The sequence below is a fragment of the Hydrogenophaga sp. ANAO-22 genome, assembly GCF_042466645.1.
GTDB lineage: Bacteria > Pseudomonadota > Gammaproteobacteria > Burkholderiales > Burkholderiaceae_C > Hydrogenophaga.
The window spans coordinates 3,099,671-3,122,562 of record NZ_CP159956.1 but is presented as its reverse complement, the minus strand read 5'-3'; the positions used below and the strand labels follow the sequence as shown (position 1 = coordinate 3,122,562).

Annotated in this window: 18 protein-coding genes; 5 read left to right on the top strand and 13 right to left on the bottom strand. The window is 69.1% G+C overall.

The window, feature by feature from the left end; genetic code table 11:
• Window positions 1–31: 31 nt before the first annotated feature.
• Both ABSY19_RS15070 and ABSY19_RS15065 read right to left on the bottom strand, forming a co-directional pair.
• On the bottom strand, window positions 32–1,417 hold the full coding sequence (locus ABSY19_RS15070) for a peptidylprolyl isomerase (protein WP_382152822.1): 1,386 nt from the start codon (window positions 1,415–1,417) through the stop codon (window positions 32–34).
• Complete coding sequence (locus ABSY19_RS15065; RefSeq protein WP_382152820.1) at window positions 1,410–3,875, bottom strand: LPS-assembly protein LptD; 2,466 nt, start codon at window positions 3,873–3,875, stop codon at window positions 1,410–1,412. The genes ABSY19_RS15070 and ABSY19_RS15065 overlap by 8 nt, the downstream gene beginning before the upstream one ends.
• A gap of 144 nt (window positions 3,876–4,019) precedes the next feature.
• On the opposite strand from ABSY19_RS15065, the gene ABSY19_RS15060 reads away from it, so the two are divergent.
• Together ABSY19_RS15060 and ABSY19_RS15055 are read left to right on the top strand one after the other, a co-directional pair.
• Window positions 4,020–5,111, top strand: coding sequence for an aminoglycoside phosphotransferase family protein (locus ABSY19_RS15060; RefSeq protein WP_382152817.1), 1,092 nt, complete (start codon window positions 4,020–4,022; stop codon window positions 5,109–5,111).
• A gap of 2 nt (window positions 5,112–5,113) precedes the next feature.
• Window positions 5,114–5,854 carry a 16S rRNA (uracil(1498)-N(3))-methyltransferase gene (locus ABSY19_RS15055; RefSeq protein WP_382152814.1) on the top strand — a complete coding sequence of 247 codons (741 nt, stop codon included), beginning with the start codon at window positions 5,114–5,116 and terminating at the stop codon, window positions 5,852–5,854.
• A gap of 5 nt (window positions 5,855–5,859) precedes the next feature.
• On the opposite strand, the gene ABSY19_RS15050 is transcribed toward ABSY19_RS15055, so the two are convergent.
• Window positions 5,860–7,419, bottom strand: a complete 1,560-nt coding sequence (locus tag ABSY19_RS15050) for a methyl-accepting chemotaxis protein (RefSeq protein WP_382152811.1) — start codon at window positions 7,417–7,419, stop codon at window positions 5,860–5,862.
• 122 nt (window positions 7,420–7,541) lie between these two features.
• Window positions 7,542–8,258, bottom strand: coding sequence for an aspartate/glutamate racemase family protein (locus ABSY19_RS15045; protein WP_382152808.1), 717 nt, complete (start codon window positions 8,256–8,258; stop codon window positions 7,542–7,544).
• Window positions 8,259–8,282: 24 nt separating this feature from the next.
• Between ABSY19_RS15045 and ABSY19_RS15040 the strand changes: the two genes are divergently transcribed.
• Together ABSY19_RS15040 and ABSY19_RS15035 are read left to right on the top strand one after the other, a co-directional pair.
• Window positions 8,283–9,458: an MFS transporter gene (locus ABSY19_RS15040; RefSeq protein WP_291121852.1), complete on the top strand. Its 1,176-nt coding sequence runs from the start codon at window positions 8,283–8,285 to the stop codon at window positions 9,456–9,458.
• 41 nt (window positions 9,459–9,499) lie between these two features.
• The gene (locus ABSY19_RS15035) at window positions 9,500–10,021 is read left to right on the top strand and encodes a YidB family protein (RefSeq protein ID WP_382152805.1); all 522 of its coding nucleotides are present in this window, start codon (window positions 9,500–9,502) and stop codon (window positions 10,019–10,021) included.
• Between the two features lie 8 nt (window positions 10,022–10,029).
• Here ABSY19_RS15035 and ABSY19_RS15030 read toward each other — a convergent pair whose 3' ends face one another.
• The 7 genes from ABSY19_RS15030 to ABSY19_RS15000 all read right to left on the bottom strand — a co-directional run bounded on the left by ABSY19_RS15030 (window position 10,030) and on the right by ABSY19_RS15000 (window position 20,131).
• The gene (locus ABSY19_RS15030) at window positions 10,030–10,887 is read right to left on the bottom strand and encodes an alpha/beta hydrolase (RefSeq protein WP_382152802.1); all 858 of its coding nucleotides are present in this window, start codon (window positions 10,885–10,887) and stop codon (window positions 10,030–10,032) included.
• A gap of 9 nt (window positions 10,888–10,896) precedes the next feature.
• Entirely contained in the window at window positions 10,897–12,399 is a 1,503-nt protein-coding gene (locus tag ABSY19_RS15025; RefSeq protein ID WP_382152799.1) for a M20 family metallopeptidase, read from the bottom strand.
• A 171-nt stretch (window positions 12,400–12,570) separates the two neighbouring features.
• Complete coding sequence (locus ABSY19_RS15020; RefSeq protein ID WP_382152796.1) at window positions 12,571–14,091, bottom strand: methyl-accepting chemotaxis protein; 1,521 nt, start codon at window positions 14,089–14,091, stop codon at window positions 12,571–12,573.
• Between the two features lie 19 nt (window positions 14,092–14,110).
• The gene (locus tag ABSY19_RS15015; protein WP_382152793.1) at window positions 14,111–15,691 is read right to left on the bottom strand and encodes a methyl-accepting chemotaxis protein; all 1,581 of its coding nucleotides are present in this window, start codon (window positions 15,689–15,691) and stop codon (window positions 14,111–14,113) included.
• A 58-nt stretch (window positions 15,692–15,749) separates the two neighbouring features.
• A complete protein-coding gene (locus tag ABSY19_RS15010) occupies window positions 15,750–17,306 on the bottom strand; it encodes a methyl-accepting chemotaxis protein (protein ID WP_382152790.1) in 1,557 nt (518 codons plus the stop codon).
• A 35-nt stretch (window positions 17,307–17,341) separates the two neighbouring features.
• Window positions 17,342–19,564: a methyl-accepting chemotaxis protein gene (locus ABSY19_RS15005; protein ID WP_382152787.1), complete on the bottom strand. Its 2,223-nt coding sequence runs from the start codon at window positions 19,562–19,564 to the stop codon at window positions 17,342–17,344.
• A 39-nt stretch (window positions 19,565–19,603) separates the two neighbouring features.
• A complete protein-coding gene (locus ABSY19_RS15000) occupies window positions 19,604–20,131 on the bottom strand; it encodes a chemotaxis protein CheW (RefSeq protein WP_382152784.1) in 528 nt (175 codons plus the stop codon).
• Window positions 20,132–20,337: 206 nt separating this feature from the next.
• Between ABSY19_RS15000 and ABSY19_RS14995 the strand changes: the two genes are divergently transcribed.
• Window positions 20,338–21,024, top strand: a complete 687-nt coding sequence (locus ABSY19_RS14995; protein ID WP_382152782.1) for a transglutaminase family protein — start codon at window positions 20,338–20,340, stop codon at window positions 21,022–21,024.
• 13 nt (window positions 21,025–21,037) lie between these two features.
• Here ABSY19_RS14995 and metW read toward each other — a convergent pair whose 3' ends face one another.
• Window positions 21,038–21,619 carry a methionine biosynthesis protein MetW gene (metW, locus tag ABSY19_RS14990; RefSeq protein WP_382152780.1) on the bottom strand — a complete coding sequence of 194 codons (582 nt, stop codon included), beginning with the start codon at window positions 21,617–21,619 and terminating at the stop codon, window positions 21,038–21,040.
• Between the two features lie 61 nt (window positions 21,620–21,680).
• Entirely contained in the window at window positions 21,681–22,850 is a 1,170-nt protein-coding gene (locus tag ABSY19_RS14985; protein ID WP_382152777.1) for a homoserine O-acetyltransferase, read from the bottom strand.
• Window positions 22,851–22,892 lie beyond the last annotated feature (42 nt).

Genomic DNA, 22,892 nt, shown 5'->3' with positions numbered 1-22,892 from the left:
ATGGCTGGCGTCGCGCCACGCGGCATTGGCCTCACGGCTGCGGCGGGTCGCGGTACTCGACGTAGGCCCGGCTGCGCGTGTCCTGCGTCCAGACCCGCAAGGCGTCTTCGAGCTTCTTCTCACGCGCCAGCCCGCGCACCATGTCGCGCTGTTCGCGCTGCGTGAGCGTGGCCTGCCGGCGTTCGTCGACGCGGATCAGGTGCACCCCGAAACGCGACACCAGCGGCGCCGACATCTCGCCCGGGCGCAAGGCGTTCATGGCCTGCTCGAACTCGGGCACGAACATGCCCGGCCCGGCCCAGCCGAGGTCGCCGCCCTGGCTGGCCGAGCCGTCCTGGCTGTGCTCGCGCGCAAGCGCTTCGAAGTTGGCCTGGCCGCTGGCGATCTGCTGGCGGAAACCGGCAAGCCGCGCGACCGCGTCCGCCTGGCTCAGCTGCGGCCCTGTGCGCAGCAGGATGTGGCGCGCCCGGGTCTGCGTGACGACGGCGTCGGGCATGCCCGCCTGCTTTTTCTCGATCACCTTGAGCACGTGAAAGCCGGCCGGGCTGCGCAACGGTCCGGCCACGCCGCCCGCGTTGAGCGTGCGCGTGGCGTCCACGAACAGGGTGGGCAGGCGATTGGCGGGGCGCATGCCGAACAGGCCTCCGTTGGCCCGCTCGGGCGCATCGGACGACTCGCGCGCGAGCTGGGCGAAGTCAGCACCGGCACGGGCTCGATCGGCCACCCCTTGCGCGCGGGCCTGCAGTTCCTGGATGCGCTCGGGCGTGGCGCCCTCGGGCACCGCCACCAGCACGTGGGCGAGGTTGAGCTCCAGGCTCGCGAGGTCGTTGTTGCCACGCTGTTCGCGGATGAAGTCGTCGATGTCCGCATCGGTCACGCGAACGCGGGAATCAACCTGGCGTTCCTGCACGCGCTGCAACAGGATCTGGTTGCGCAGGTTGTTGCGGAAGCGATTGATGTCGATGCCTTCGGCCGCCAGGCGGCGCCGAAGCTCGTCGGGGCTGAGCTGGTTCTGCGCTGCGATGGCCTGTTCGGCCTGCGTGACGGCGGCTTCGTCGACCGTGATGCCGAGCTCGCTCGCCTGTTGCGTCTGCGCCCGCTCGTTGATGATCTGCTCCAGCACCTCGCGCACCAGCACGTCGCGCGCCGGCATGGCCGTGCCTTCCTGGGCGATCTGCTGCTCCACGCGCAACAGGCGCTGGCGCACCTCGTTGTTGGTGACCGGCTCGGAATTGACCAGCGCGACGATGAAATCGGCCGTGCCCTGCTGGGTCGGCGTGGCGGCTGCGGTGCTGCGCGGCAGATTGAGCTGGCCCGTGGACCGCAGGCCTTGCGCCTGGGCGGTGCAGGCCCACATCAGGGGCAGGCACAACAACCAGGTGGACAGGCGTGAGGGGGCGGTGTGGCGATCAGTCATATTGTTGGAACCGGCTGGGCGGGTTGATTTCTTCGCGCAGGTACTGGTAGCGCGGCACGTTGTCCTTCAGCGTCTTCAACGGATTGGAGCCGAGGCGGGAGAAGCCGGAGAACTCCAGCTGGAACAGGATACGCTGATTGGCGGAGGAGGCGCTGCGCTGCAGCCGCTCCAGCACGACGCGCCCGATCCAGCAACCGGCATCGTACTCAAAGCCCGCCACCAGATCGACCACCTTGCGGTCGGGCACGCTGTAGTTGATGCGGCCCACGCTGTACCACTGGCCCGCGCCCAGGCCACGGCCGGGCACGCCAGTTTTCGCGGGCGTTTCCCACAGGTCGTTGAGCGGCCACTGCCAGCCGAAGTCGTACTGCTCGCTGCTGCCGCGCTGCAGGCGGTAGGCCGCGCTGAACACGCGGTAGCGGCTGGGCATGTAGCGCACACCGAGCGTGGTGCGCACCGACTCGCGTGCACCTGGGCTGTACTGGAAGTTGGTGTCGACGGTCCAGCGCGGCGTCCACTGCACGCGCGTGGCCAGCAGAACGTCGCTCAGGCGATCGGTCACCGGCGCACCACCCGACAGGGCACTGGTGTTGGGCAGGAAGACGTTCTGGTCGCGGATCAGGTAACGCTGGGCCAGCCCGACGCGCACGATCTCGGCGCCGGAGTCCGGATCGAGCAGGCGCGAACTCGCGCCCACCGTGAAGGCGCGCGTGTCCGAGATGCGGTCGTTGCCGCCAAACACGTTCTCCGAGAAGATGGTCGCGAAATTGAAGTCGTTCGCGGCGGAATCGTAATTGGGCAGCAGGCGCTGATCGCGGTAGGGTGTCCAGGTGAAGAAGGCGCGCGGCTCCAGCGTCTGAACGAACGCGCGGCCAAAATAGCTCGTGTCGCGCTCGAAGATGAGGCCGCTGTCCAGGCTGACCGTGGGCAGCACGCGCGAAGCGGTGCGCGAGCCATCGGCCAGAGGGTTGTCGAAGTGGTACTGCGTGGCGTGCAGCTGCGCGCGTGGCTTGACGAACCAGCCAGGCGTCTCCCAGCGCCGGCTGAGCTCGGCAATGGCCATCGAGCGCGAACCGTTGGGCTGGCGGGTGAGCAAGGGGTCGGACTCGAAGCGGGTGTACTCGCTCAGCACCGAGTAGTCCCAGCCGCTCACGCCCCCGATGCGGCCATCGCCGCGGCTGTAGCGCACGGCGACGGAGGGCAGGCGGTCATACGGCGGCGTGATGGGGGCGTCGATGTCCTGCAGGGTCTGCCAGGTGTAGACGCCAGCGCTGACGGCCCAGGGGCCAAGGCCCCAGTTGTAGACTGCATTGCCCGGGAGCAGGCGGTTGGTGAGCGTGCCGAAAGCGCGCGGGAAATCGCGCCAGTAGTTGTCGTCGCTCACGCGGTTGAGGTCCAGCGACAGGCCAGCCGAGCCGCCCAGGCCCAGGCTGGTGTTGCTCAGGCTCTGGTTGTGTTGCAGCGAATAGCCCCAGCGGTCGGCATCGCGCAAGGGATCGGACGGCAGGAACGATCCACGCACCTGGCCCGCGTAGCTCGGCTGCAGGTAGCGCACCTCGGCACCCAACTCCAGGCCTCGCTTGCTCATCAGCGTCGGGTAGATCGTGGCATCGAGGTTGGGCGCGATGTTGAGGTAGTAGGGCAGCGTCAGCTCGAGCCCGTTGATGTTGTCCAGGTTGATCGTGGGCGGCAACAGCCCCGACTTGCGCTTGTCGGTCAGCGGAAAGCTGAAGCGCGGCCAGCCCAGGATGGGCACGCCCTTGAACTCCAGCACCCCGCCGGTGGCGGTGCCCATCTCCTCCACGTTGTCGAAATCGATGCGCGTGGCCCGGACCAGCCAGGCGGGCATCCAGTCGGCCCCTGGCGTGCGCGGGCAGGTGGAGTAGCGGGCCTGGTGCGCTGTCGCATGGTCCTCGCCCAGGAAGTCGAGCCGGCTGGCATCGCCCTTGCCTTCGTTCTGGAGCAGCGTGAAATTGGGTTTTTGGAACTGGCCTTTGAAAGTGTCCACGTTGATCTGCAGCTCGGGACCTTCGAAACGATCGCCATTGCGGTTGATCAGCACGTTGCCGGTGGCCTTGGCCTCGCTGTCGCGCTGGTCGAATTCCAGCCGATCGGCTCGGATCACGGTGTCATGCCGGCGCAGTTCGGCATTCCCTTCGACGGTGGTGACGCTGTCGGTCTGCCCTTCGATGCGATCACCCCGGACGAAGGTCGGCGCCTGCTGGCGCGCGTCCTCCGGCAGACTTTCCTGCAGCAGGCGGCTGGGCTTGAGGTGCACGGTGGCTTCATCGCCATCGCCCGACTGCGCGCGCACGGCGCCGGGCACGAACAGCGCGCCCCAGGCCATCACGGCCAGCAGCACATGCACCGCGCGCGCCACAGGCGCCGCCACGAATTGCGGGTTGGCGAGGACTCCGTGCGGGCGCTTGGAGGGCAACGGATCGGTGCGGCGGTTCAAGGGTGGAATTCGGTGGTCCGGCTGCCAGAACGGGCCCGGAGGCCAGTCGCCGCGATGCAGGGGGTTTGTAGAATCAAGGGCGATTATCCACTGCCCGACACCCGGACAGGTCGCACGGCCACCCACGTCCCACCCTCCGCCCCCATGAGCCCGTCCCACCCCGCTGTCACCTGGGCCGATCCGGTTCGGGAAGCCGCCTTTCACGCCTGGATACAGCCGCTGGCCGACCGCCTGGGCCTGCTGCCCGGCACCCTGCGCCCCGCCTCGGCCGACGCGAGCTTTCGCCGCTACCTGCGCCTGGACGCGCAAGCCGGCGGCAGCCTGATCGTGATGGACGCGCCACCGGCGCAAGAGAACTGCCAGCCCTTCGTGCACGTGGCCGGTCTGCTGCGCGAGGCCGGCCTGCTGGTGCCCGAGATCCTGGCGTGGGACGAACCGCAGGGCTTCATGTTGCTGAGCGACCTCGGCCACCAGACCATGCTCGACGGCATCGACGCCGAGAGGCCGCAGGCCAACCACGCGCGCTACATGCAGGCGCTGGATGCGCTGCTGGCCTGGCAGCTGGCCTCCAAACCCGGTGTGCTGCCGCCCTACAACGACGCCCTGCTGCGCCGCGAGCTGCAGCTCTTTCCCGACTGGTACCTGGCGCAGCACAAAGGCCTCGCGCTCGATGCCACGCAGGCGCAGACACTGCAGAAAACCTTCGACACCATCGTCGCGCACAACCTCGCGGCGCCGCAGGTCTATGTGCACCGCGACTTCATGCCGCGCAACCTCATGTTGCCACTGCAACCCGGTGATACACCCGCGCGGCAGCTCGGCGTGCTCGACTTCCAGGACGCGGTGCACGGCCCCATCACCTACGACGTGGCCAGCCTGATGCGCGACGCCTTCCTCAGCTGGGACGAGGACTTCGTGATCGACGTCACCGTGCGCTACTGGGAAAAGGCGCGCGCGGCCGGCCTGATGGACTTCGAGGACTGGCACAGCGACTTCGGCGCCTTCTACCGGGGCGTGGAGTGGATGGGCCTGCAGCGCCACCTGAAGGTGGCCGGCATCTTCGCGCGCCTCACCCTGCGCGACGGCAAACCCAAGTACCTGGCCGACGCGCCGCGCTTCATCGGCTACATCCGCCACACGGCGCACCGTTACCGCGCGCTCGGCCCGTTCCTGAAGATGCTCGACGAGATCGAAGGCCTGCAGGCCGCCTCCGGCTACGCCTTCGGGCGCGTCTGAGCATGCCGCGCTTCCACTGCCCGGCGCCACTGCTCGAGGGCCAGCCCCTTGCGCTGCCCGCCGCCGCGGCGCGCCATGTGCAGGTGTTGCGCCTGCAACCCGGTCAGACCATCACGCTGTTCAACGGCCAGGGCGGCGAGTGGGACGCCACCATCACCCGCATGGGCCGCAGCGACGTGGAGGTGGTGCTCGGCGCGCACCACGCCACCGAACGCGAGCCCGCCCGCGCGGTGCACCTGGCCCTGGGCATGCCGGCCAACGAGCGCATGGACTGGCTGGTGGAGAAAGCCGCCGAACTCGGCGTGGCCAGCCTGCAGCCGCTGCACACCTCGCACAGTGTGCTGCGCTTGAGTGGCGAACGCGCGACGAAAAAACAGGCGCACTGGCAATCGGTGGCGGTGGCCGCGTGTGAACAGTGCGGCGGCAACCGCGTGCCCACGGTGCACCCGGTGAGCGACTTCGCTTCATGGCTGAAGGCGCTTGCGCCCGCCGATGCGGCAACCCCCTCGCTGCGCTGCCTGCTCTCGCTGGCCGAAGGCACGCAGCCGCTGGCGAACGCCTTGGCACAGGCACCGGCCCAGGCGCCGGTCTGCTTCCTCAGCGGCCCCGAAGGGGGCCTGAGCCCGAGCGAGGATGCGCTGGCCCGCGCGGCCGGATTCCTGCCCGTCACGCTTGGGCCGCGCGTGCTGCGCGCCGAGACGGCCGCGCTCACGGCGCTCACGCTCGCGCTCGCGCTGGGCTGACGCGCTCAGGCCGGCGCGAGCCGGAACACCTGCACGACACCGGCCAGGCGCCGGGCCTGGTCCTTGAGGCTCTCGGCGGCGGCCGCGCTCTCTTCCACCAACGCCGCGTTCTGCTGCGTCATCTGGTCCAGCTGCGTCACCGCCATGTTCACCTGCCCGATCCCGTCGCTCTGCTCTCCCGCCGCCGCCGTGATCTCCCCGATGATGTCGCTCACCCGCTGCACCGAGCCCACGATCTCGCTCATCGTCTGCCCCGCATCGGCCACCAGCCTGGAGCCCGTCTCCACCTTGTCCACGCTCGCGCCGATCAAGCCCTTGATCTCCTTGGCCGCCTGCGCGCTGCGCTGCGCCAGATTGCGCACCTCGCCAGCCACCACCGCGAACCCACGCCCCTGCTCCCCGGCCCGCGCGGCTTCCACCGCCGCGTTCAGCGCCAGGATGTTGGTCTGGAACGCGATCCCGTCGATCACGCCGATGATGTCGCTGATCTTCTTGCTGCTGTGGTTGATTTCGTCCATGGTCGTGACCACCTGGCCCACCACTTCACCACCGCGCACCGCGATCTCCGCGGCGCTCGCCGCCAGCTGGTTCGCCTGGCGCGCCGCATCCGCGCTCTGGCGCACCGTGCTCGTGAGCTGCTCCATGCTCGCCGCCGTTTCCTGCAGGTTGCTCGCCGCCTGCTCCGTGCGCGCGCTCAGGTCCTGGTTGCCCGAGGCAATCTCGCCGCTGGCGATCTTCACACCATCGACGCCCTCGCGGATCTCGCTCACGATGCGCGCGAGCCCACTCTGCATGCGCTCGATGCCGGCCAGCACGCGCGCGATCTCGTCGCGCCCCAGGGCCTGCACCTGCGTGCTCAGGTCGCCGCCGGCCACGCGCTCGATCGCGCGCGCCGCCTCGTCCAGCGGGCGCGTGATGCTGCCGCTGACCACGTAACCCAGGCCGAGCGCGAGCACCAGCACCGCCAGCGCGGCCAGCACCGTGACCCACATGGCTTGCCGTTGCAGGCGGGCCAACGCATCGACCATGCCGTCCACGCGCACGCCGACCGCGTTGCTGATCTCGACGAAGGCCTCGTCGGCCGAGCGCACATCGGCCTTGGCCGGCTCCATGGCGCTGTTGGCGCGCCAGGGGTCGTTGATCTCGCCGCGCGTGATGCCCAGGTGTATGGCATTGACCGCCTCGCGGTACTTCGCGAGGCCCGCGGTCATGCGGTCGAGCGCGGCCTGCTCCTGCGCGTGCAGGCCGGGCCGCAGCTGGGCCAGCTGCCCCAGGCCCAGGTCCACCTGCTGTTGCCAGGCCGAGTGGTAGCGCTGCAGGGCCGCTTCGTCGGCCAGGTTGAGAAAGAGGTCCTTCTCATAGCGCCGCATGTTGCCCACGGCGGCGCGCACGTCGCCCAGCGAACGCAGGGCGGACACCTCGACCTGCACCAGTTGCTGGCTCGCCGAGACGGCGCGGTCCAGGCTGAAGAGCGCCGACAGCGCCACGGTGAGAATGCCCAGCGCGCACAAGGCCAGCAGCAGCGCGAGTTTGGCGCGCACGGAAATGTAGGAAAGCCAGTTCATGGGAGGTCTTTGAGAAGCGGGTGGCGCGAATGCCACCCTTGCTCCTGCTTCGACGCCCGACCGGGCTTCTTGAGCACCGTTACCGCATGCCACCCCGGTGCGGATGGGCTTTCATCAAGCGGTCATGTGCCGGCCGCCGAAACCCCCACGGCCCGCGCCAGCGCCGCGCGCGCGAGCAAGCGGGTGGAGTCCAGCGTGGGCAGGGGCGAGTTCGCGTCGCTCATGATCAGCGGGATCTCGGTGCACCCCAGCACCACGGCGTCGCAGCCCTCCTCGGTCTGCAGGCGCGCGAACACGGCCTGGAAGCGCGCCACGCTCTCCGGCTTGAACACCCCGCAGACCAGCTCGTCCATGATGATGCGGCCGATCTCCTCGCGCTCGGCCACGCTGGGCCGCACCGCCTGCACACCCACCGCGGCGAGCTTCTCGGGATAGACCTCGCTGTCCACCAGCCAGCGCGTGCCGGTGATGCCCAGGCGCCGGTGGCCCGCCTGCACCGCCGCCTGCGCCACCACCTCGGCGATGTGCAGCCAGGGCAGCGGCGAACGCGGCTCGACGAGGTGGAACGCCTGGTGGATGGTGTTGTCGGGGCAGATCAGGAAGTCCGCGCCGGCGGCCGCCAGCTTGTGGGCCGACGCCAGCATGAGATCGGCCACGCCGCGCAGATCGCCCCGGTTCAGACAGTCCACGTAGTCGGCGAGCGAGAGCGAATGCAGCGAGACCTCGGGGTGCGCGTGCGGCCCGAGCAAGGCCGCGCCTTCGACGCAGATGGTGCGGTAACAGAGGGCCGCCCCTTCGGCGGAGCAGGCCACGATGCCAATGTGCTGGGTCTTGCGCATACCGCATTGTATAAACGATGACTTATGAACAAAAACCTCTGGCTGCTGGCCGGCGCGCAAGGGCTTTTTCTCACCAACAACGTGGTCTTCATGGCCATCAACGGTCTGGTGGGTCTCGCGCTCGCGCCCCTGGGCTGGATGGCCACGCTGCCGGTGATGGGCTATGTGCTGGGCGGCGCGCTGTCCACGCCCCTGGTGGCGCGCACCCAGAGCGCCTTCGGGCGGCAGGCCTCGTTCCAGATCGGCCTGCTGGTGGCCCTGGCCTCGGCCCTGCTGTGCGCCTGGGCGGTGATGGACAGGAACTTCTGGCTGCTGGTGGCCGCCACCGTGGTCGCGGGCTACTACAGCGCCAACGGCCAGCTTTACCGCTTCGCGGCGGCCGAGCTGAGCGCGCCCGCGTTCCGCGACAAGGCGGTCTCGCTGGTGCTGGCGGGCGGCCTGGTGGGCGCGGTGCTCGGGCCCAACCTGGCCGTGCGCACCAAGGACTGGCTGGGTGCGCCGTTCGCCGGTGCGTATGTGGCGCTGGCCCTGGTGGCCCTGCTCGCCATGGCGCTCATGGCCTTTCTGCGCTTCCCGCCCGCGCCGGCCCCGGTCGCGGGCGCCGACCGGGGCCGCCCGCTCTCGGTGATCGTGCGCCAGCCGGTGTTCATCGTCGCCACCGCTGGCGCGGCGCTGGGTTTCGGCGTGATGAACCTGCTGATGGCCGCCACGCCGCTGGCCATGCAGGTCTGCGGCTTTGCGTTCGATGACGCGGCCCTGGTGCTCGAATGGCACGTGATCGGCATGTTCGCGCCGGGTTTCTTCACCGGCCACCTGATCGCGCGCTTTGGCGTGCTCACCATCATGGGCGTGGGCGTGGTGCTCAACATCGCGTGCATCCTGGTGGCGCTCTCGGGCGTGGACCTGCACCAGTTCCTGATCGCGCTGTTCCTGCTCGGTGTGGGCTGGAACTTCCTCTTCACGGGCAGCACGACGCTGTCGCTGCAGGCCTACCGACCCGAGGAGAAGAACCGCGCGCAGGCCGCGATCAACTTCTGCGTGTTCGCCACCATGGCGCTGACCTCGTTCGCCTCCGGAGCGCTGGTCACCACCCAGGGCTGGCAATGGCTCAACATCGGCTCGCTGGTACCGGTGGGTCTCACCGGACTGGCCCTGGTCTGGCTTGCCTGGGTGCGCCGGCAGGCCCACAATCCCGCCTGACCGCGCGCCCATTTCGGGCGCCCATCACAGGGAACAATGCCATGGGACTTCTGGATTCATTGATCGGTGCCGCCGCCGAGGCCGCTTCGGGCTCGCTGCAGGGACAACAACGGGGCCCCTCCGCCAACGGCCTGCCGGGTGGGATGGACCCGCAGATGCTCATCGCCCTGGTCGGCTCGCTGCTCGCGAGCTCGGGCGGCTTGCAAGGCCTGCTGGCCAAGCTGCAATCGGGCGGCCTCGGTGACGCGGTGCAATCCTGGATCGGCACCGGCGCGAACCAGCCGGTGTCGGGCGACCAGCTCGGCAGCGCGCTCGGCCCCGACCTGATGGGCATGATCGCCTCGCAACTCGGCGGCAGCCCCGCGCAGGCTTCGGGCACCTTGGCCGACCTGCTGCCCGGCCTGATCGACCAGCTCAGCCCCAAGGGGCAGTTGCCGGCCGACAACGACCTGGGGGGTCTCGGTGGGCTGGGCGCCCTGCTCGGCGGGGGCGGTGGCCAGGGTGGCGGCGCTGGCGCGGCCGACCTGATGGGCCTGTTCGGGCTCACACCCCCCCGCCGCTGAACCTCGGCTCAGGCCTGCGCGGGCGCGACCACGTCCAGCCAGGCCTTCAGGGTGCCGTACACGGCCGAGGGATCGGCCTCGTTGAAGATCTCGTGGTACAGGCCTTCATAGACCTGGGCATGCACCTTGTCGCGCGGTGCGGCGGCGGCGAACGCCTTGCTGCCCGCAGGCCGCACCAGGCTGTCAGCCCCCGCATACAACAGCAGCGTGGGCACGCGCCACTGCGCGGCGGCGGCCACCACGGCCGGGCCGTTGCTGTCGATGAACTGCGCCAGCCGCGCGCTGATGCGGTCGTGCACCAGCGGGTCCTTCTTGTAGGCCTCCACCACCGCTGCGTTGTGCGAGATCTTGCTCGCGTCCAGGCCGTTGGAGATGGCGAAGTTGGGTGCGAAACGGTAGAGCAGGGAAATCAGCTTTTTCTGCAGTGCGCCGATGCCCGCGTCCAGCGCGGGCGACGACAGCACCAGCGCGTCGACAGGCGCCATGCGCCGCTGCACGAAGGTGGACGCGACCAGCCCGCCCATGCTGTGGCCCATGAGAATGAGCGGGCAGGCCCAGGGTTCGGCGATGTGGTTGCGCGTGTCCTCCAGCACCTCGGCGAGGTCGTCGAGCAAGGTGTCGTCATCGGGCAGCACACCGCGCGCGCCACCCGACTCGCCGTGGCCGCGCTGGTCGTACGCGCGCACGCAGAAGCCCCATTCGTTCAGGCGCTGCGCCACCGGGTCGTAGCGCCAGGCGTGTTCACCCAGGCCGTGCACGATCAACACCACCGCGCGTGGGCGCCAGCGCATCGGCAGCGGCCAGTCGAACAGGGCCAGGTTCAGGCCATCGCGGAGGGTGAAAGGCGCCTGGGTGGTGTCGGACATGATGGCGGCTCAGGGCATGCGGGCCATGACCTGGGCCACCGTGGCGGTCAGGCGCTGCGCGTAGTCCAGGTGCAGGAACTCGTTCGGACCGTGCGCGTTGCTCTTGGGGCCGAGCACGCCGCAGACCATCATCTGCGCGGTCGGAAAACCCTTGCTGAGCATGTTCATGAGCGGGATGGTGCCGCCCTGGCCGATGGTGCCGCAGCCCGCGCCGAAGTGGGCTTGCGAAGCGTCCTGCAGCGCCTGCTCGAACCAGGGCGCGGTGGTGGGGGCGTTCCAGCCGCTGGCCGCGCCTTCGCCCTCGAAGGTCACGCGCGCCTGGTAGGGCGCGTTGTTCTCCAGCAGGGCCTTGAGTTCCTGCACGGCCGCGGGCGCATCCACCAGCGGCGGCAGGCGCAGGCTGAGCTTGAACGCGGTGTAGGGCCGCAGCACGTTGCCGGCGTTGCGCAGCTCAGGGAAACCGTCGGCGCCCGTGACCGACAGCGTGGGCCGCCAGGTGCGGTTGAGCAGGGCCTCCACCGGGTCGGTCGTGGTGGGCAGGGTGAACACGGTGGAACCACCGCAGTCGTGGTGCGCCCAGGGGAAGCGCTTGTGGATCTCGTCGCCCAGGATGGCGGCGGTGGCGCGCGCCTGCTCGATGCGCTCGGCCGGCACCTCGCAATGGAAGCTGGCGGGCAGCAGGCGGCCGGTGGCGCTGTCTTCCAGCCGGTCCAGCACCTGGCGCATGATGCGAAAGCTCGACGGCACCAGGCCCGAGGCATCGCCCGAGTGGATGCCCTCGGTGAGCACCTCCACCTTGAGCACGCCGCTGGCCATGCCGCGCAGGCTGGTGGTGAGCCAGAGCTGGTCGTAGCTGCCGGCGCCGCTGTCCAGACAGATCACCAGACCCACGTCGCCCAGGCGCGGGCGCAGCGCGTCCACGTAGGGCAGCAGGTCGCCCGAACCGCTCTCTTCGCAGGTTTCGATCAGCCCGACGATGCGCGGGTGCGCCACGCCCTGGGCCTTGAGCGCCTGCAGCGCGGCCACGCTGGCGTAGACCGCGTAACCGTCGTCGGCACCGCCGCGGCCATAGAGCTTGCCGCCGTCGATCTTGGGCGTCCAGGGGCCGAGGTCGTTGCGCCAGCCGGTGAACTCGGGTTGTTTGTCGAGGTGGCCGTACATCAGCACGGTCTGGCCGGAGGCGGGGGCCGGTGTGCCGTCGCGCCCGGCGCTGGCCGGCACCTCGAAGAACAGCACCGGCGTGCGAGCCCGGCCCTGCGCGTCGTTCAGGCGCACGATCTCCAGCTGGAGACCTTCCACCTGCTGCGCCCGCACCCAGTCGGCCGCGCTCTGCAGCACGCGCTCCAGCAGCCCATGGGCGGCCCAGTCGGGGTCGAAGGCCGGCGACTTGGCCGGCACCTCGATGTAGCGCGTCAATTCGGGGACGATGCCGCGCGACCAGCTCGCCTCCACATGGGCCTGCAAGGCGGCCGGATCCAGGGGCGGCGAGGCGTGGGGCAGGCGAGCGTTCATGGCGTCGGTCTCCGGGTGCGCGGGCGGTGAGGCGCCGGCATGCCGGGACGAAAATCCCCGGGGCCGGTACAGGGGAAACAGTATAGGCACGCCCGTGGCTTGTACACGGCACGAGGACCCTGTTTCGGCCCCCTGCGCGCGCGGTTGCGGCGACCAGCGGCCGCCTTTGGCTTACAGGCGGAACAGCTGCACGACACCGGCCAGGCGTCGGGCCTGGTCCTTGAGGCTCTCGGCGGCGGCCGCGCTCTCCTCCACCAACGCCGCGTTCTGCTGCGTCATCTGGTCCAGCTGCGTCACCGCCACGTTCACCTGCCCGATCCCGTCGCTCTGCTCTCCCGCCGCCGCCGTGATCTCCCCGATGATGTCGCTCACCCGCTGCACCGAGCCCACGATCTCGCTCATCGTCTGCCCCGCATCGGCCACCAGCCTGGAGCCCGTCTCCACCTTGTCCACGCTCGCGCCGATCAAGCCCTTGATCTCCTTGGCCGCCTGCGCGCTGCGCTGCGCCAGGTTCCTCACCTCGCCAGCCACCACCGCGAACCCACGGCCCTGCTCCCCGGCCCGCGCGGCTTCCACCGCCGCGTTCAGCGCCAGGATGTTGGTCTGGAACGCGATCCCGTCGATCACGCCGATGATGTCGCTGATCTTCTTGCTGCTGTGGTTGATCTCGTCCATGGTCGTGACCACCTGGCCCACCACTTCACCACCGCGCACCGCGATCTCCGCGGCGCTCGCCGCCAGCTGGTTCGCCTGGCGCGCCGCATCCGCGCTCTGGCGCACCGTGCTCGTGAGCTGCTCCATGCTCGCCGCCGTTTCCTGCAGGTTGCTTGCCGCCTGCTCCGTGCGCGCGCTCAGGTCCTGGTTGCCCGAGGCAATCTCGCCGCTGGCCACGTCGATGCCCCCGCTGGACTGCTGCACCTGGCCCACCAGGGTGCGCATCGAGGTCTGCATGGCCGAGAGCGCGCCCATCAGGCTGTTGGGATCCTGCGCGGGCGGCGTGGCGCCACTGAGGTCGCCGTCGGCGATGCGGCGCAAGGCGCTGCGCGCCATGGCCGGGTCGCCGCCGATCTCGCGCTTGAGCGTGCGCTGCACCACCAGCCCCAGCACCACGGCGGCCGAGAGAGCCAACAAGGCCAGGCCGATGGCCAGCGCGCGGGCGCGGTCGGCTTCGGCGTTGACCTGCTCGTGCGTCTGCGTCGACAGCGCCTGCGAGGCCTTGCCCAGCTGCAGCAGTTCGCCGCGCAGCTTGCGCCAGGCCGGCGTTTCTTCCGTGTTGAGCATCTGCACCGCATCGGGTGCGCTGGTCTTCAGCAGGGCCAGCACCTTGTCCTGCGCCTGGGCCTGGGCCGTGCGCAAGCCGGCCAGTGGGGCCAGACCCGCTTCGGCGGGCGTGCCCTTGGCGGCCGCGAGCGTGGCCTGGTGGGCGGCGTCGAAGGCCTCGCGCGCCGCCTCCAGGTTCTTGTAGGCCTGCTGGTTGCTCGGGTCGAGCACGATGTTGCGCAGCGCCTGGCCCATCTGCAGGCCTTGCGCATACATGTCCTGCAGGCCGCTGGCCGTGGCCTGCTCGGTCTTGATGTAGTGGTCGAAGCGCGACTGCGTCTGCGCCAGCGACCAGATGCTGCCCGCCAGGCCGGCCACGAAGAGCGCGGCCGGCGCGACGAACGCCAGAAGAAGGCGTTGGTTGAAGTTCATGGCGTGCCCCTCGCAGCGCTCAGGCGCGCAACATCGGGGTGCCGTCGTCGATGCGGAAGAACCGCACCGCTTCGGCCAGGCGACCGGCCTGGTCCTTGAGGCTCTCGGCCGCGGCCGCGCTCTCCTCCACCAGTGCCGCGTTCTGCTGCGTCATCTGGTCCAGCTGCGTCACCGCCACGTTCACCTGTCCGATCCCGTCGCTCTGCTCGCCGGCGGCGGTGGTGATGTCGCTGATGAAGGCCGACACCTTCTCGGCGTTGGCCACGATCTCGCCGATGGTGCTGCCGGCCTGCGCCACCAGGCGCGAACCATCTTCCACCTTGCCCACGCTGGTCTCGATCAGGCCCTTGATCTCCTTGGCCGCCTGCGCACTGCGCTGCGCCAGGCTGCGCACCTCGGCCGCCACCACGGCGAAGCCCCGGCCCTGCTCACCGGCCCGCGCGGCTTCCACCGCCGCGTTCAGCGCCAGGATGTTGGTCTGGAACGCGATGCCATCGATCACGCCGATGATGTCGCCGATCTTCTTGCTGCTGTGGTTGATCTCGTCCATGGTCGTGACCACCCGGCCCACGACCTGGCCACCGCGCACCGCCACCTCGGCGTTGGCCACGGCCATCTGCGTGGCCTGGCGCGCGGCATCGGCGCTCTGGCGCACCGTGCTGGTGAGCTGTTCCATGCTGGCGGCAGTTTCCTGCAGGTTGCTCGCCGCCTGCTCCGTGCGGCTGGAAAGATCCTGGTTGCCGCTGGCGATCTGCTGGCTGGCGGTGCCGATGCTGTCGGTGGAGCTGCGCACCTCGCCCACGATGCGGGCCAGCGAGGCCTGCATGTCGCCCAGCGCGCGCATGAGCGCGGCCGTTTCGTCCTTGCCTTCGCGCTGGATCGTCCGCGTGAGGTCGCCCTTGGCGATCGCGCTGGCCAGATGCTGGGCTTCGTCCAGCGGGCGGCAGATGCTGTTCATGTTGGACAGCGTGGTCGGCACCACCACCAGGGCGGCGATCGCCACGGCCAGGCCGAACAGCATCAGGGTCTGGTCGTTGGCGCTCTTGCCCGCCTGGCGGGCACTGGCGGCATCGGCCATCAGCACCTCTTCCAGCTGCTTGAGGCTCTGCAGCAGGTCGCCGTAGTTGGCGTGCGCGCGGCCCAGCATGCGGTTGGCCACCGTCGCCGAGTCGTAGCCGGAGGACTCCAGCTGGTTCGTCACCGGCCCCACGGCCGCGACGTACTTCGTGAGGTGCGACTGCATCTCGCGCACCAGTTCGTTCTCGCCCTCTTCCTTGCCGGCCTGCAACACGTCCATCTGTTTCTGGGCTTCGTCGCGGGCCGCCTGCCACTGGGCCTTGGCCTTGAGCACGGCCTCGGGCTTTTCGTAGGCAATGATCATGTCCTTCTCGTGGCGGCCCATGTCGCCCAGCGCCACCTGCAGGCGCGAGAGCGTGAGCGTCTCTTCGAAGGTGCGTTCGACAAAGTCCTCGTTCAGCGCGTGCATGCGCGCCATGCCCCACCAGCCGGCGGTACCGACCAGCAGCAGCAGCATCAGGACCACGCCGATGGCGGCCCTCATGCGGATTCGGATGGAAAACTGGCGCATCAAGTGTTGCATGACTGTCTCTTCGTCTTGTTGATTGAAAGGATGCGGCGGGGTCAGGCGCCGCCCGTGTTCATGAGGAATGGGCGTCCGTGCGGAAGATCTGCACGACACCGGCCAGGCGCTTGGCCTGGTCCTTGAGGCTCTCGGCGGCGGCCGCGCTCTCTTCCACCAGCGCCGCGTTCTGCTGCGTCATCTGGTCCAGCTGCGTCACCGCCATGTTCACCTGCCCGATCCCGTCGCTCTGCTCTCCCGCCGCCGCCGTGATCTCCCCGATGATGTCGCTCACCCGCTGCACCGAGCCCACGATCTCGCTCATCGTCTGCCCCGCATCGGCCACCAGCCTGGAGCCCGTCTCCACCTTGTCCACGCTCGCGCCGATCAAGCCCTTGATCTCCTTGGCCGCCTGCGCGCTGCGCTGCGCCAGGTTGCGCACCTCGCCAGCCACCACCGCGAACCCACGCCCCTGCTCCCCGGCCCGCGCGGCTTCCACCGCCGCGTTCAGCGCCAGGATGTTGGTCTGGAACGCGATCCCGTCGATCACGCCGATGATGTCGCTGATCTTCTTGCTGCTGTGGTTGATCTCGTCCATGGTCGTGACCACCTGGCCCACCACCTCACCACCGCGCACCGCGATCTCCGCGGCACTGGCCGCCAGCTGGTTCGCCTGGCGCGCCGCATCGGCGCTCTGGCGCACCGTGCTCGTGAGCTGCTCCATGCTCGCCGCCGTTTCCTGCAGGTTGCTCGCCGCCTGCTCCGTGCGCGCGCTCAGGTCCTGGTTGCCCGAGGCAATCTCCACCGACGCCGTGTTGATGCTGTCCGTCGCGCTGCGCACCTGGCTCACGGTCTGGATCAGCGAGTTCTTCATCGCACCCAGGGCGTTGAGCAAGTCGCCCAGCTCGTCCTTGCGGTCGGTCTGCACCGGCACCGACAGGTTGCCATCGGCCACGGCCGAGGCGATCACCACCGCCTGGTGCACCGGCACCGTCACCGAGCGGGTGATGCGCCAGGCCAGCAGGGACGCCACCACCACCGCCAGCGCGGCCAGCGTCACCAGCCAGGTCACGTTGCGGCTCACGGTGTGGGCGGAATCGGCCATGGCGGCCTGCACCAGGCTGCGCTGGGCGGCCAGCATCTCGTTCTGGGCACCGCTGTAGCGGTCGGCGGCCGGCAGCACCTGGCTGGCCAGGATCTGGTTGGCGGCCACGAGGTCACCCGTCTTGAGGGCGTCGAAGAAGGTCTTTCGCACCGCGATGTACTCGCCGCGCACCGTTGAAATCTTGGCCAGCAAGGCCTTGCCTTCGGCGCTGGTGATCTCGGCTTCCAGCGTCTTCTGCAGTTCGCTGATGCGCGTGGACGTCTGCGCGATCAGCGGCTTGAAGTAGGCATCGACCTCCGGGTCGGCGCGGGACTTGGCCACGGCGAGCGCGCGGCTGATGTTCAGCGTCGTGCCGGCGGCCCACTCTTCCGTGACCGAGGCGAGGTGCTCGAGATGGATCACGCGCTCGGTGGCCGCCTGGGTGGCGCGAAGGCCGCTCCAGCCCAGCGCGGTGACGGCCAGGAGCAGCACCAGCACGCTGAGAAAACCCAGGCCCAGCCGATGACCGACCTTGAATTGATGGAAAGACATGGGAAAGAGGAATCCGTGTGGGTGAGAAGAATCGATCAGAAGCTTTCCCAGTCGCCTTCGCTGCCGGCGCTGGGAGCGCTGGCCACGGCAGGCGCGGGACGAACCGGCGCCGCCACCGGCTCCACCGGCCGGCTGGCCTTGGGCTTGGCCGGGGTCGGCTGGGCCACCACCACGGGAACGATCGCCGCCTTGGTGGGCACTGCGGCCATGGCCTTGGCGGGGGCCGCGGACGTGGCCGGTTTCACCACCGAGGTCAGCACCGGTGCCGATGCCGGCGGCGTGGCGACGGTGGCCACGGGGGGCGACGGCTCGGCAGGACGTTGATGCTCGGCGTCGCCGGTGCGGAACACGCGCACCACCTGGTCCAGGCGCTTGGCCTGGTCCTTGAGGCTCTCGGCGGCGGCCGCGCTCTCCTCCACCAACGCCGCGTTCTGCTGCGTCATCTGGTCCAGCTGCGTCACCGCCACGTTCACCTGCCCGATCCCGTCGCTCTGCTCTCCCGCCGCCGCCGTGATCTCCCCGATGATGTCGCTCACCCGCTGCACCGAGCCCACGATCTCGCTCATCGTCTGCCCCGCATCGGCCACCAGCCTGGAGCCCGTCTCCACCTTGTCCACGCTCGCGCCGATCAAGCCCTTGATCTCCTTGGCCGCCTGCGCGCTGCGCTGCGCCAGATTGCGCACCTCGCCAGCCACCACCGCGAACCCACGCCCCTGCTCCCCGGCCCGCGCGGCTTCCACCGCCGCGTTCAGCGCCAGGATGTTGGTCTGGAACGCGATCCCGTCGATCACGCCGATGATGTCGCTGATCTTCTTGCTGCTGTGGTTGATTTCGTCCATGGTCGTGACCACCTGGCCCACCACTTCACCACCGCGCACCGCGATCTCCGCGGCGCTCGCCGCCAGCTGGTTCGCCTGGCGCGCCGCATCCGCGCTCTGGCGCACCGTGCTCGTGAGCTGCTCCATGCTCGCCGCCGTTTCCTGCAGGTTGCTCGCCGCCTGCTCCGTGCGCGCGCTCAGGTCCTGGTTGCCCGAGGCAATCTCCACCGACGCCGTGTTGATGCTGTCCGTCGCGCTGCGCAGCTCGCGCATCATGCCGAGGAAGCGCTGGCGCATGCTCTCGACCTCGCGCACCAGGCGACCGATTTCGTCGCTGCGGCTGGACTGGAAGGCCTGGCTCAGGTCACCCTGCGCCACGGTGGTGACGGCGGCGGTCAGCTGGGCCAGCGGCTGGCTCACGTTGCGGCGCACCAGCAGGTACATGCCAGCGCCCAGAGCGGCCGTGGCCACGGCCAGCATGGCCCACAGTGCGTACATGGTGCGCCAGTAGCTGGCCATGGCTTCCTTGTCGGACACCTCGGCCACCACCCACCAGCCCGACTGGGACTGGCGCTTGACCGCCCAAGGACGCTCGATGGACGCGTTGAACAAGGGCGTGGCCCCGCCCACGAACACCTCCGGCGATGCGCGCATTTCGCTGAGCATCGCGGCGGCACCGGGGTTTACCTCCAGCACCTTCTTGCCCGCGGCCGTGGGGTGCGAGACGAACACCGCGTCCTCGTCCGATCCGGCGGGGTCGATCACATAGCTGCCACCGCTCTCGAAGAAGCGCGCTTCGTCCACGAGCTTGTCCAGCGCGGTCTGGAAGTCGGCCATGTCGAAACCGATGAACAGGATGCCGACCACCTTGCCGGCGTCGTCCTTCAGGGCCTCGTAATGCGTCATGTAGGGCTTGCCGAACAGCACGGCGCGGCCGGTGTAGGTCTTGCCTTCCAGCATCAGCGGGTAGGCCGGGTGCTTGCGGGCCAGCAGCGTGCCCATGGCGCGCTCGCCGTTTTCCTTTTTCAGCGAGGTGCTGATGCGCTCGAAGTCGTCGCCCTTGCGCATGAAGATCGTCGCCGCGCCACCGTTGGTGCGGCCGAAGGTGTCGACCTCGGAGAAGTCGTTGTTGAGCAGCATGCCCCAGCCCTTGAGCATGCCGGCCTGCACGTCGAGCTCGAACTTGTCGGCGAACTTCTGGCGGAACGGCTTGTAGGCCCGGTCCGTCATCATGCGCGCCGTGGTGTCGAAAGCGTCGATCGAATTGCCCACGGACAAGGCCTTGTCGCCCGTCCACTGGACCATGCGCTCGCGCGAGGATTTTTCCGCCATGACGGACATGACGCCACTGATCAGCACCAGCACCACGGACAGCAGGGCCACGGCGAGCAGGGCGACGCGGCGCGCCACCGAGCTTTGTCGGTTGTCGGTTGGTCTCATCTTCGGAAGCTCCTCGTCGCGGCCCGGGCCGCGGGCTTGTTATTGAAGTGCCTGGGCGTTGTCCATCAAGCCCATGTCGCTGCCGGACATGAGGGCTTCGATGTCCATCAGGATCAGCATGCGTTCACCCACGCTGGCGATGCCGGTGATGAAGCTGGTGTTGACGTTGGTGTTCATCTCGGGCGCCGGCTTGATCAGGTCGCCGGCGAGCTCGAGCACGTCGGAGACGGAGTCGACCACCGCGCCGACCACGCGGCCGTGCACGTTGAGCACGATCACCACGGTGAAGCCGTTGTATTCCACCTTGTCGCAACCCAGCTTGATGCGCAGGTCCACCACCGGCACGATCACGCCGCGCAGGTTGACCACGCCCTTGATGAACGCCGGGGCGTTGGCGATGCGGGTGGGCTCTTCGTAGGAGCGGATTTCCTGCACGCGCAGGATGTCGATGCCGTACTCCTCGCCACCCAGGCGGAAGGTCAGGAATTCGGCGCTGGCAGCTTGTGCGGCGGCGGCCCTGGCACTGTCGTGGCGGGCAAGGTGGTTGGCTTCGTTGCGCATGTCCATGGATCGGGTCCTCAGTTGACGGGTTGGTCCCAGGAATATCGGCCAGCGCGGCGGCGGCTGAAGGCGTAAAAAAGCCGACAAACCCGCCCCAATCACCGCTCACCAAACACATCGAGTACCAAAGTACGCAGAATCGGCCCCGCGCCGGCTCAGGGTTTGTCCCTGAGGCGTCGGTGGCCCCACCGGCCATCTGGTAACTTGAACCGATGAACGACACCACCCCGCCTGGCCCGCAACACCTGGCCGCCACCCGCTGGATCGAAACCGACCACCCCGCCGTGCGCGCCTTCGCCCGGGAACACGTCCACGGCGAGACACCGCGCGAGAAGGCGGTGTCGCTGTACCTCGCCGTGCGCGACGGGCTGCGCTACGACCCCTACCGCATCGACATGTCCGACGCCGGCATGAGCGCGAGTCGCGCGCTGGAACAAGGCCATGGCTGGTGCGTGCCCAAGGCCGTGCTGCTGGCGGCGGTGTGCCGCGCCGAGGGCATTCCCGCGCGGCTGGGCTTTGCCGACGTGCGCAACCACCTCTCCACCGAGCGCATGCGCCACACCATGAAGACCGACGTCTTCGTCTGGCACGGCTACACCTCGCTCTGGATCGACGGCGCCTGGCGCAAGGCCACGCCGGCTTTCAACATCGAGCTGTGCGACAAGTTCGGCCTGTTGCCGCTGGAGTTCGATGGCGAGGTCGATTCGATCTACCACCCCTTCGACCGCGAAGGCCGCCAGCACATGGAGTACGTGAACGAACACGGGGCCTTCGACGACCTGCCCCTGGCGCGCATGCGCGAGGTGTTCCGCGAGGTCTACCCCGACATGCCCACCGACGCGCAGCCGATCGAGGGCGACTTCGGCGCCGACGCCGCGCGCGAAGCCGGCCGGACCTGAGCCGGGCCGCCGATCAGCTCGAGAAGCGGAACACGGCCGTGCTGGCCATCAGGTTGGGCAGCACGCGGACCTCGCGGCCCTCGTGCAGGCCGAAGCTGTCCTCGATGGTCAGGCCGTTGCGCCGCGCCAGCACCTCGAAGTCGGCGTGCGTGCCGACGCGGATGTTGGGCGTGTCGTACCACTGGTAAGGCAGGCGCTTGGTGACCGGCATGCGGCCCTGCAGCACGTGCAGGCGGTTGGGCCAGTGCGCGAAGTTGGGGAAGGCGACCACGCCCAGGCGGCCCACGCGCGCGGTCTCGCGCAACATGGTTTCGGCGTTGCGCAGGTGCTGCAAGGTGTCGATCTGCAGCACCACGTCGAACGCGTTGTCACTGAACATGGTCAGCCCGTCTTCCAGGTTGAGCTGCAGCACGTTGACGCCGCGCCGCATGCAGGCGAGCACCTTGGCGTCGTCGATCTCCACGCCATAGCCGCTGCAGCCGCGCGCCGCCTGCAGATGGGCCAGCAGGGCGCCGTCGCCGCACCCGAGGTCCAGCACGCGCGAGCCCGGCGGCACCAGGCGGGCGATGGCGTCCATCAAAGGCTTTTCGCTCATTTGAAAACCTCCGTGCTGCGCACTGCGGAGCGAGCTTGCTTGGGGCGGCCCGGCGCGGCGCTCATACCTTGCCTCCCGCGATGGTCTGTTCAAAGTAGGCCCGCACCGCCTGCAGGTAACGCGGATCGTCGAGCAGGAAGGCGTCGTGGCCGTGCGGCGCATCGATCTCGGCGTAGCTCACGTCGCGCTGGTTGTCGAGCAGGGCCTTGACGATCTCGCGGCTGCGCGCGGGTGAAAAACGCCAGTCCGTGGTGAAACTCACCAGGAAGAACTTCGCCTGGGCGCGCGCCAGCGCGGCCGTGAGGTCGCCGTCGAACGCGCGCGCCGGGTCGAAATAATCGAGCGCGCGGGTGATCAGCAGGTAGGTGTTGGCGTCGAAGTACTCGCTGAACTTGTCGCCCTGGTAGCGCAGGTAACTCTCGATCTGGAACTCGACGTCCTGCGTGGAGTAGCGGTAGGCCAGTTCGGCCGCCGCCGCGGGATCCTGGGCATCGCTCGAGCGCAGGCTGCGCCCGAACTTCTCGTTCATCACGTCGTCGCTCAAGTAGGTGATGTGGCCGATCATGCGCGCGATGCGCAGGCCCCGGCGCGGCAGCGTGCCCTCGCGCAGGTAGTGGCCGCCGTGGAAATCGGGGTCGGTCACGATGGCGCGCCGCGCCACCTCGTTGAAAGCGATGTTCTCGGCCGTCAGGTTGGGCGCACTGGCCACCACCACCGCGTGGCGCACGCGCTCGGGGTACTGCAGGGTCCAGCTCAGGGTCTGCATGCCGCCCAGGCTGCCGCCCATCACCGCCGCCAGCGTCTGGATGCCCATGGCGTCGAGCAGGCGGGCCTGTGCATCCACCCAGTCCTCCACCGTGACCACCGGGAAATCCGCGCCCCAAGGCGTGCCGGTGGCGGGGTTGGTGTGGGTCGGACCGGTGGAGCCGAAGCAAGAACCCAGGTTGTTGACCCCGATGACGAAGTACTTGTCGGTGTCGACCGGCTTGCCCGGGCCGATCATGTTGTTCCACCAGCCCTCGCTGCGCGCCAGCGGCTGGCCGCTGTCGTCCGCGTACCAGCCCGCGACATGGTGCGAGGCATTGAGCGCGTGGCAGATCAGCACCGCGTTGGACCGGTCGGCGTTGAGCGTGCCATAGGTTTCCACCACCAGCTCATAGGCCGGCAGGGTGGCGCCAGAACGCAGCGGCAGCGGTTCGGAGAATGGGAAGGTCTGTGGCGTGACGATCAAGGCCTTGTCCTGCGGGCGGCGTTTGCCCAATAAAAAAACCCG

Bases quoted from the DNA above. Each gene is read 5' to 3' on its own strand.
- ABSY19_RS15005 (WP_382152787.1), bottom strand. From the start codon at position 19,564: ATGAGACCAACCGACAACCGACAAAGCTCGGTGGCGCGCCGCGTCGCC.
- ABSY19_RS15060 (WP_382152817.1), top strand. From the start codon at position 4,020: ATGAGCCCGTCCCACCCCGCTGTCACCTGGGCCGATCCGGTTCGGGAA.
- ABSY19_RS15020 (WP_382152796.1), bottom strand. From the start codon at position 14,091: ATGAACTTCAACCAACGCCTTCTTCTGGCGTTCGTCGCGCCGGCCGCG.
- ABSY19_RS15035 (WP_382152805.1), top strand. From the start codon at position 9,500: ATGGGACTTCTGGATTCATTGATCGGTGCCGCCGCCGAGGCCGCTTCG.
- ABSY19_RS15055 (WP_382152814.1), top strand. From the start codon at position 5,114: ATGCCGCGCTTCCACTGCCCGGCGCCACTGCTCGAGGGCCAGCCCCTT.
- ABSY19_RS15045 (WP_382152808.1), bottom strand. From the start codon at position 8,258: ATGCGCAAGACCCAGCACATTGGCATCGTGGCCTGCTCCGCCGAAGGG.
- ABSY19_RS15070 (WP_382152822.1), bottom strand. From the start codon at position 1,417: ATGACTGATCGCCACACCGCCCCCTCACGCCTGTCCACCTGGTTGTTG.
- metW (WP_382152780.1), bottom strand. From the start codon at position 21,619: ATGAGCGAAAAGCCTTTGATGGACGCCATCGCCCGCCTGGTGCCGCCG.
- ABSY19_RS15040 (WP_291121852.1), top strand. From the start codon at position 8,283: ATGAACAAAAACCTCTGGCTGCTGGCCGGCGCGCAAGGGCTTTTTCTC.
- ABSY19_RS15000 (WP_382152784.1), bottom strand. From the start codon at position 20,131: ATGGACATGCGCAACGAAGCCAACCACCTTGCCCGCCACGACAGTGCC.
- ABSY19_RS14995 (WP_382152782.1), top strand. From the start codon at position 20,338: ATGAACGACACCACCCCGCCTGGCCCGCAACACCTGGCCGCCACCCGC.
- ABSY19_RS15030 (WP_382152802.1), bottom strand. From the start codon at position 10,887: ATGTCCGACACCACCCAGGCGCCTTTCACCCTCCGCGATGGCCTGAAC.
- ABSY19_RS15015 (WP_382152793.1), bottom strand. From the start codon at position 15,691: ATGCAACACTTGATGCGCCAGTTTTCCATCCGAATCCGCATGAGGGCC.
- ABSY19_RS15010 (WP_382152790.1), bottom strand. From the start codon at position 17,306: ATGTCTTTCCATCAATTCAAGGTCGGTCATCGGCTGGGCCTGGGTTTT.
- ABSY19_RS15025 (WP_382152799.1), bottom strand. From the start codon at position 12,399: ATGAACGCTCGCCTGCCCCACGCCTCGCCGCCCCTGGATCCGGCCGCC.
- ABSY19_RS15050 (WP_382152811.1), bottom strand. From the start codon at position 7,419: ATGAACTGGCTTTCCTACATTTCCGTGCGCGCCAAACTCGCGCTGCTG.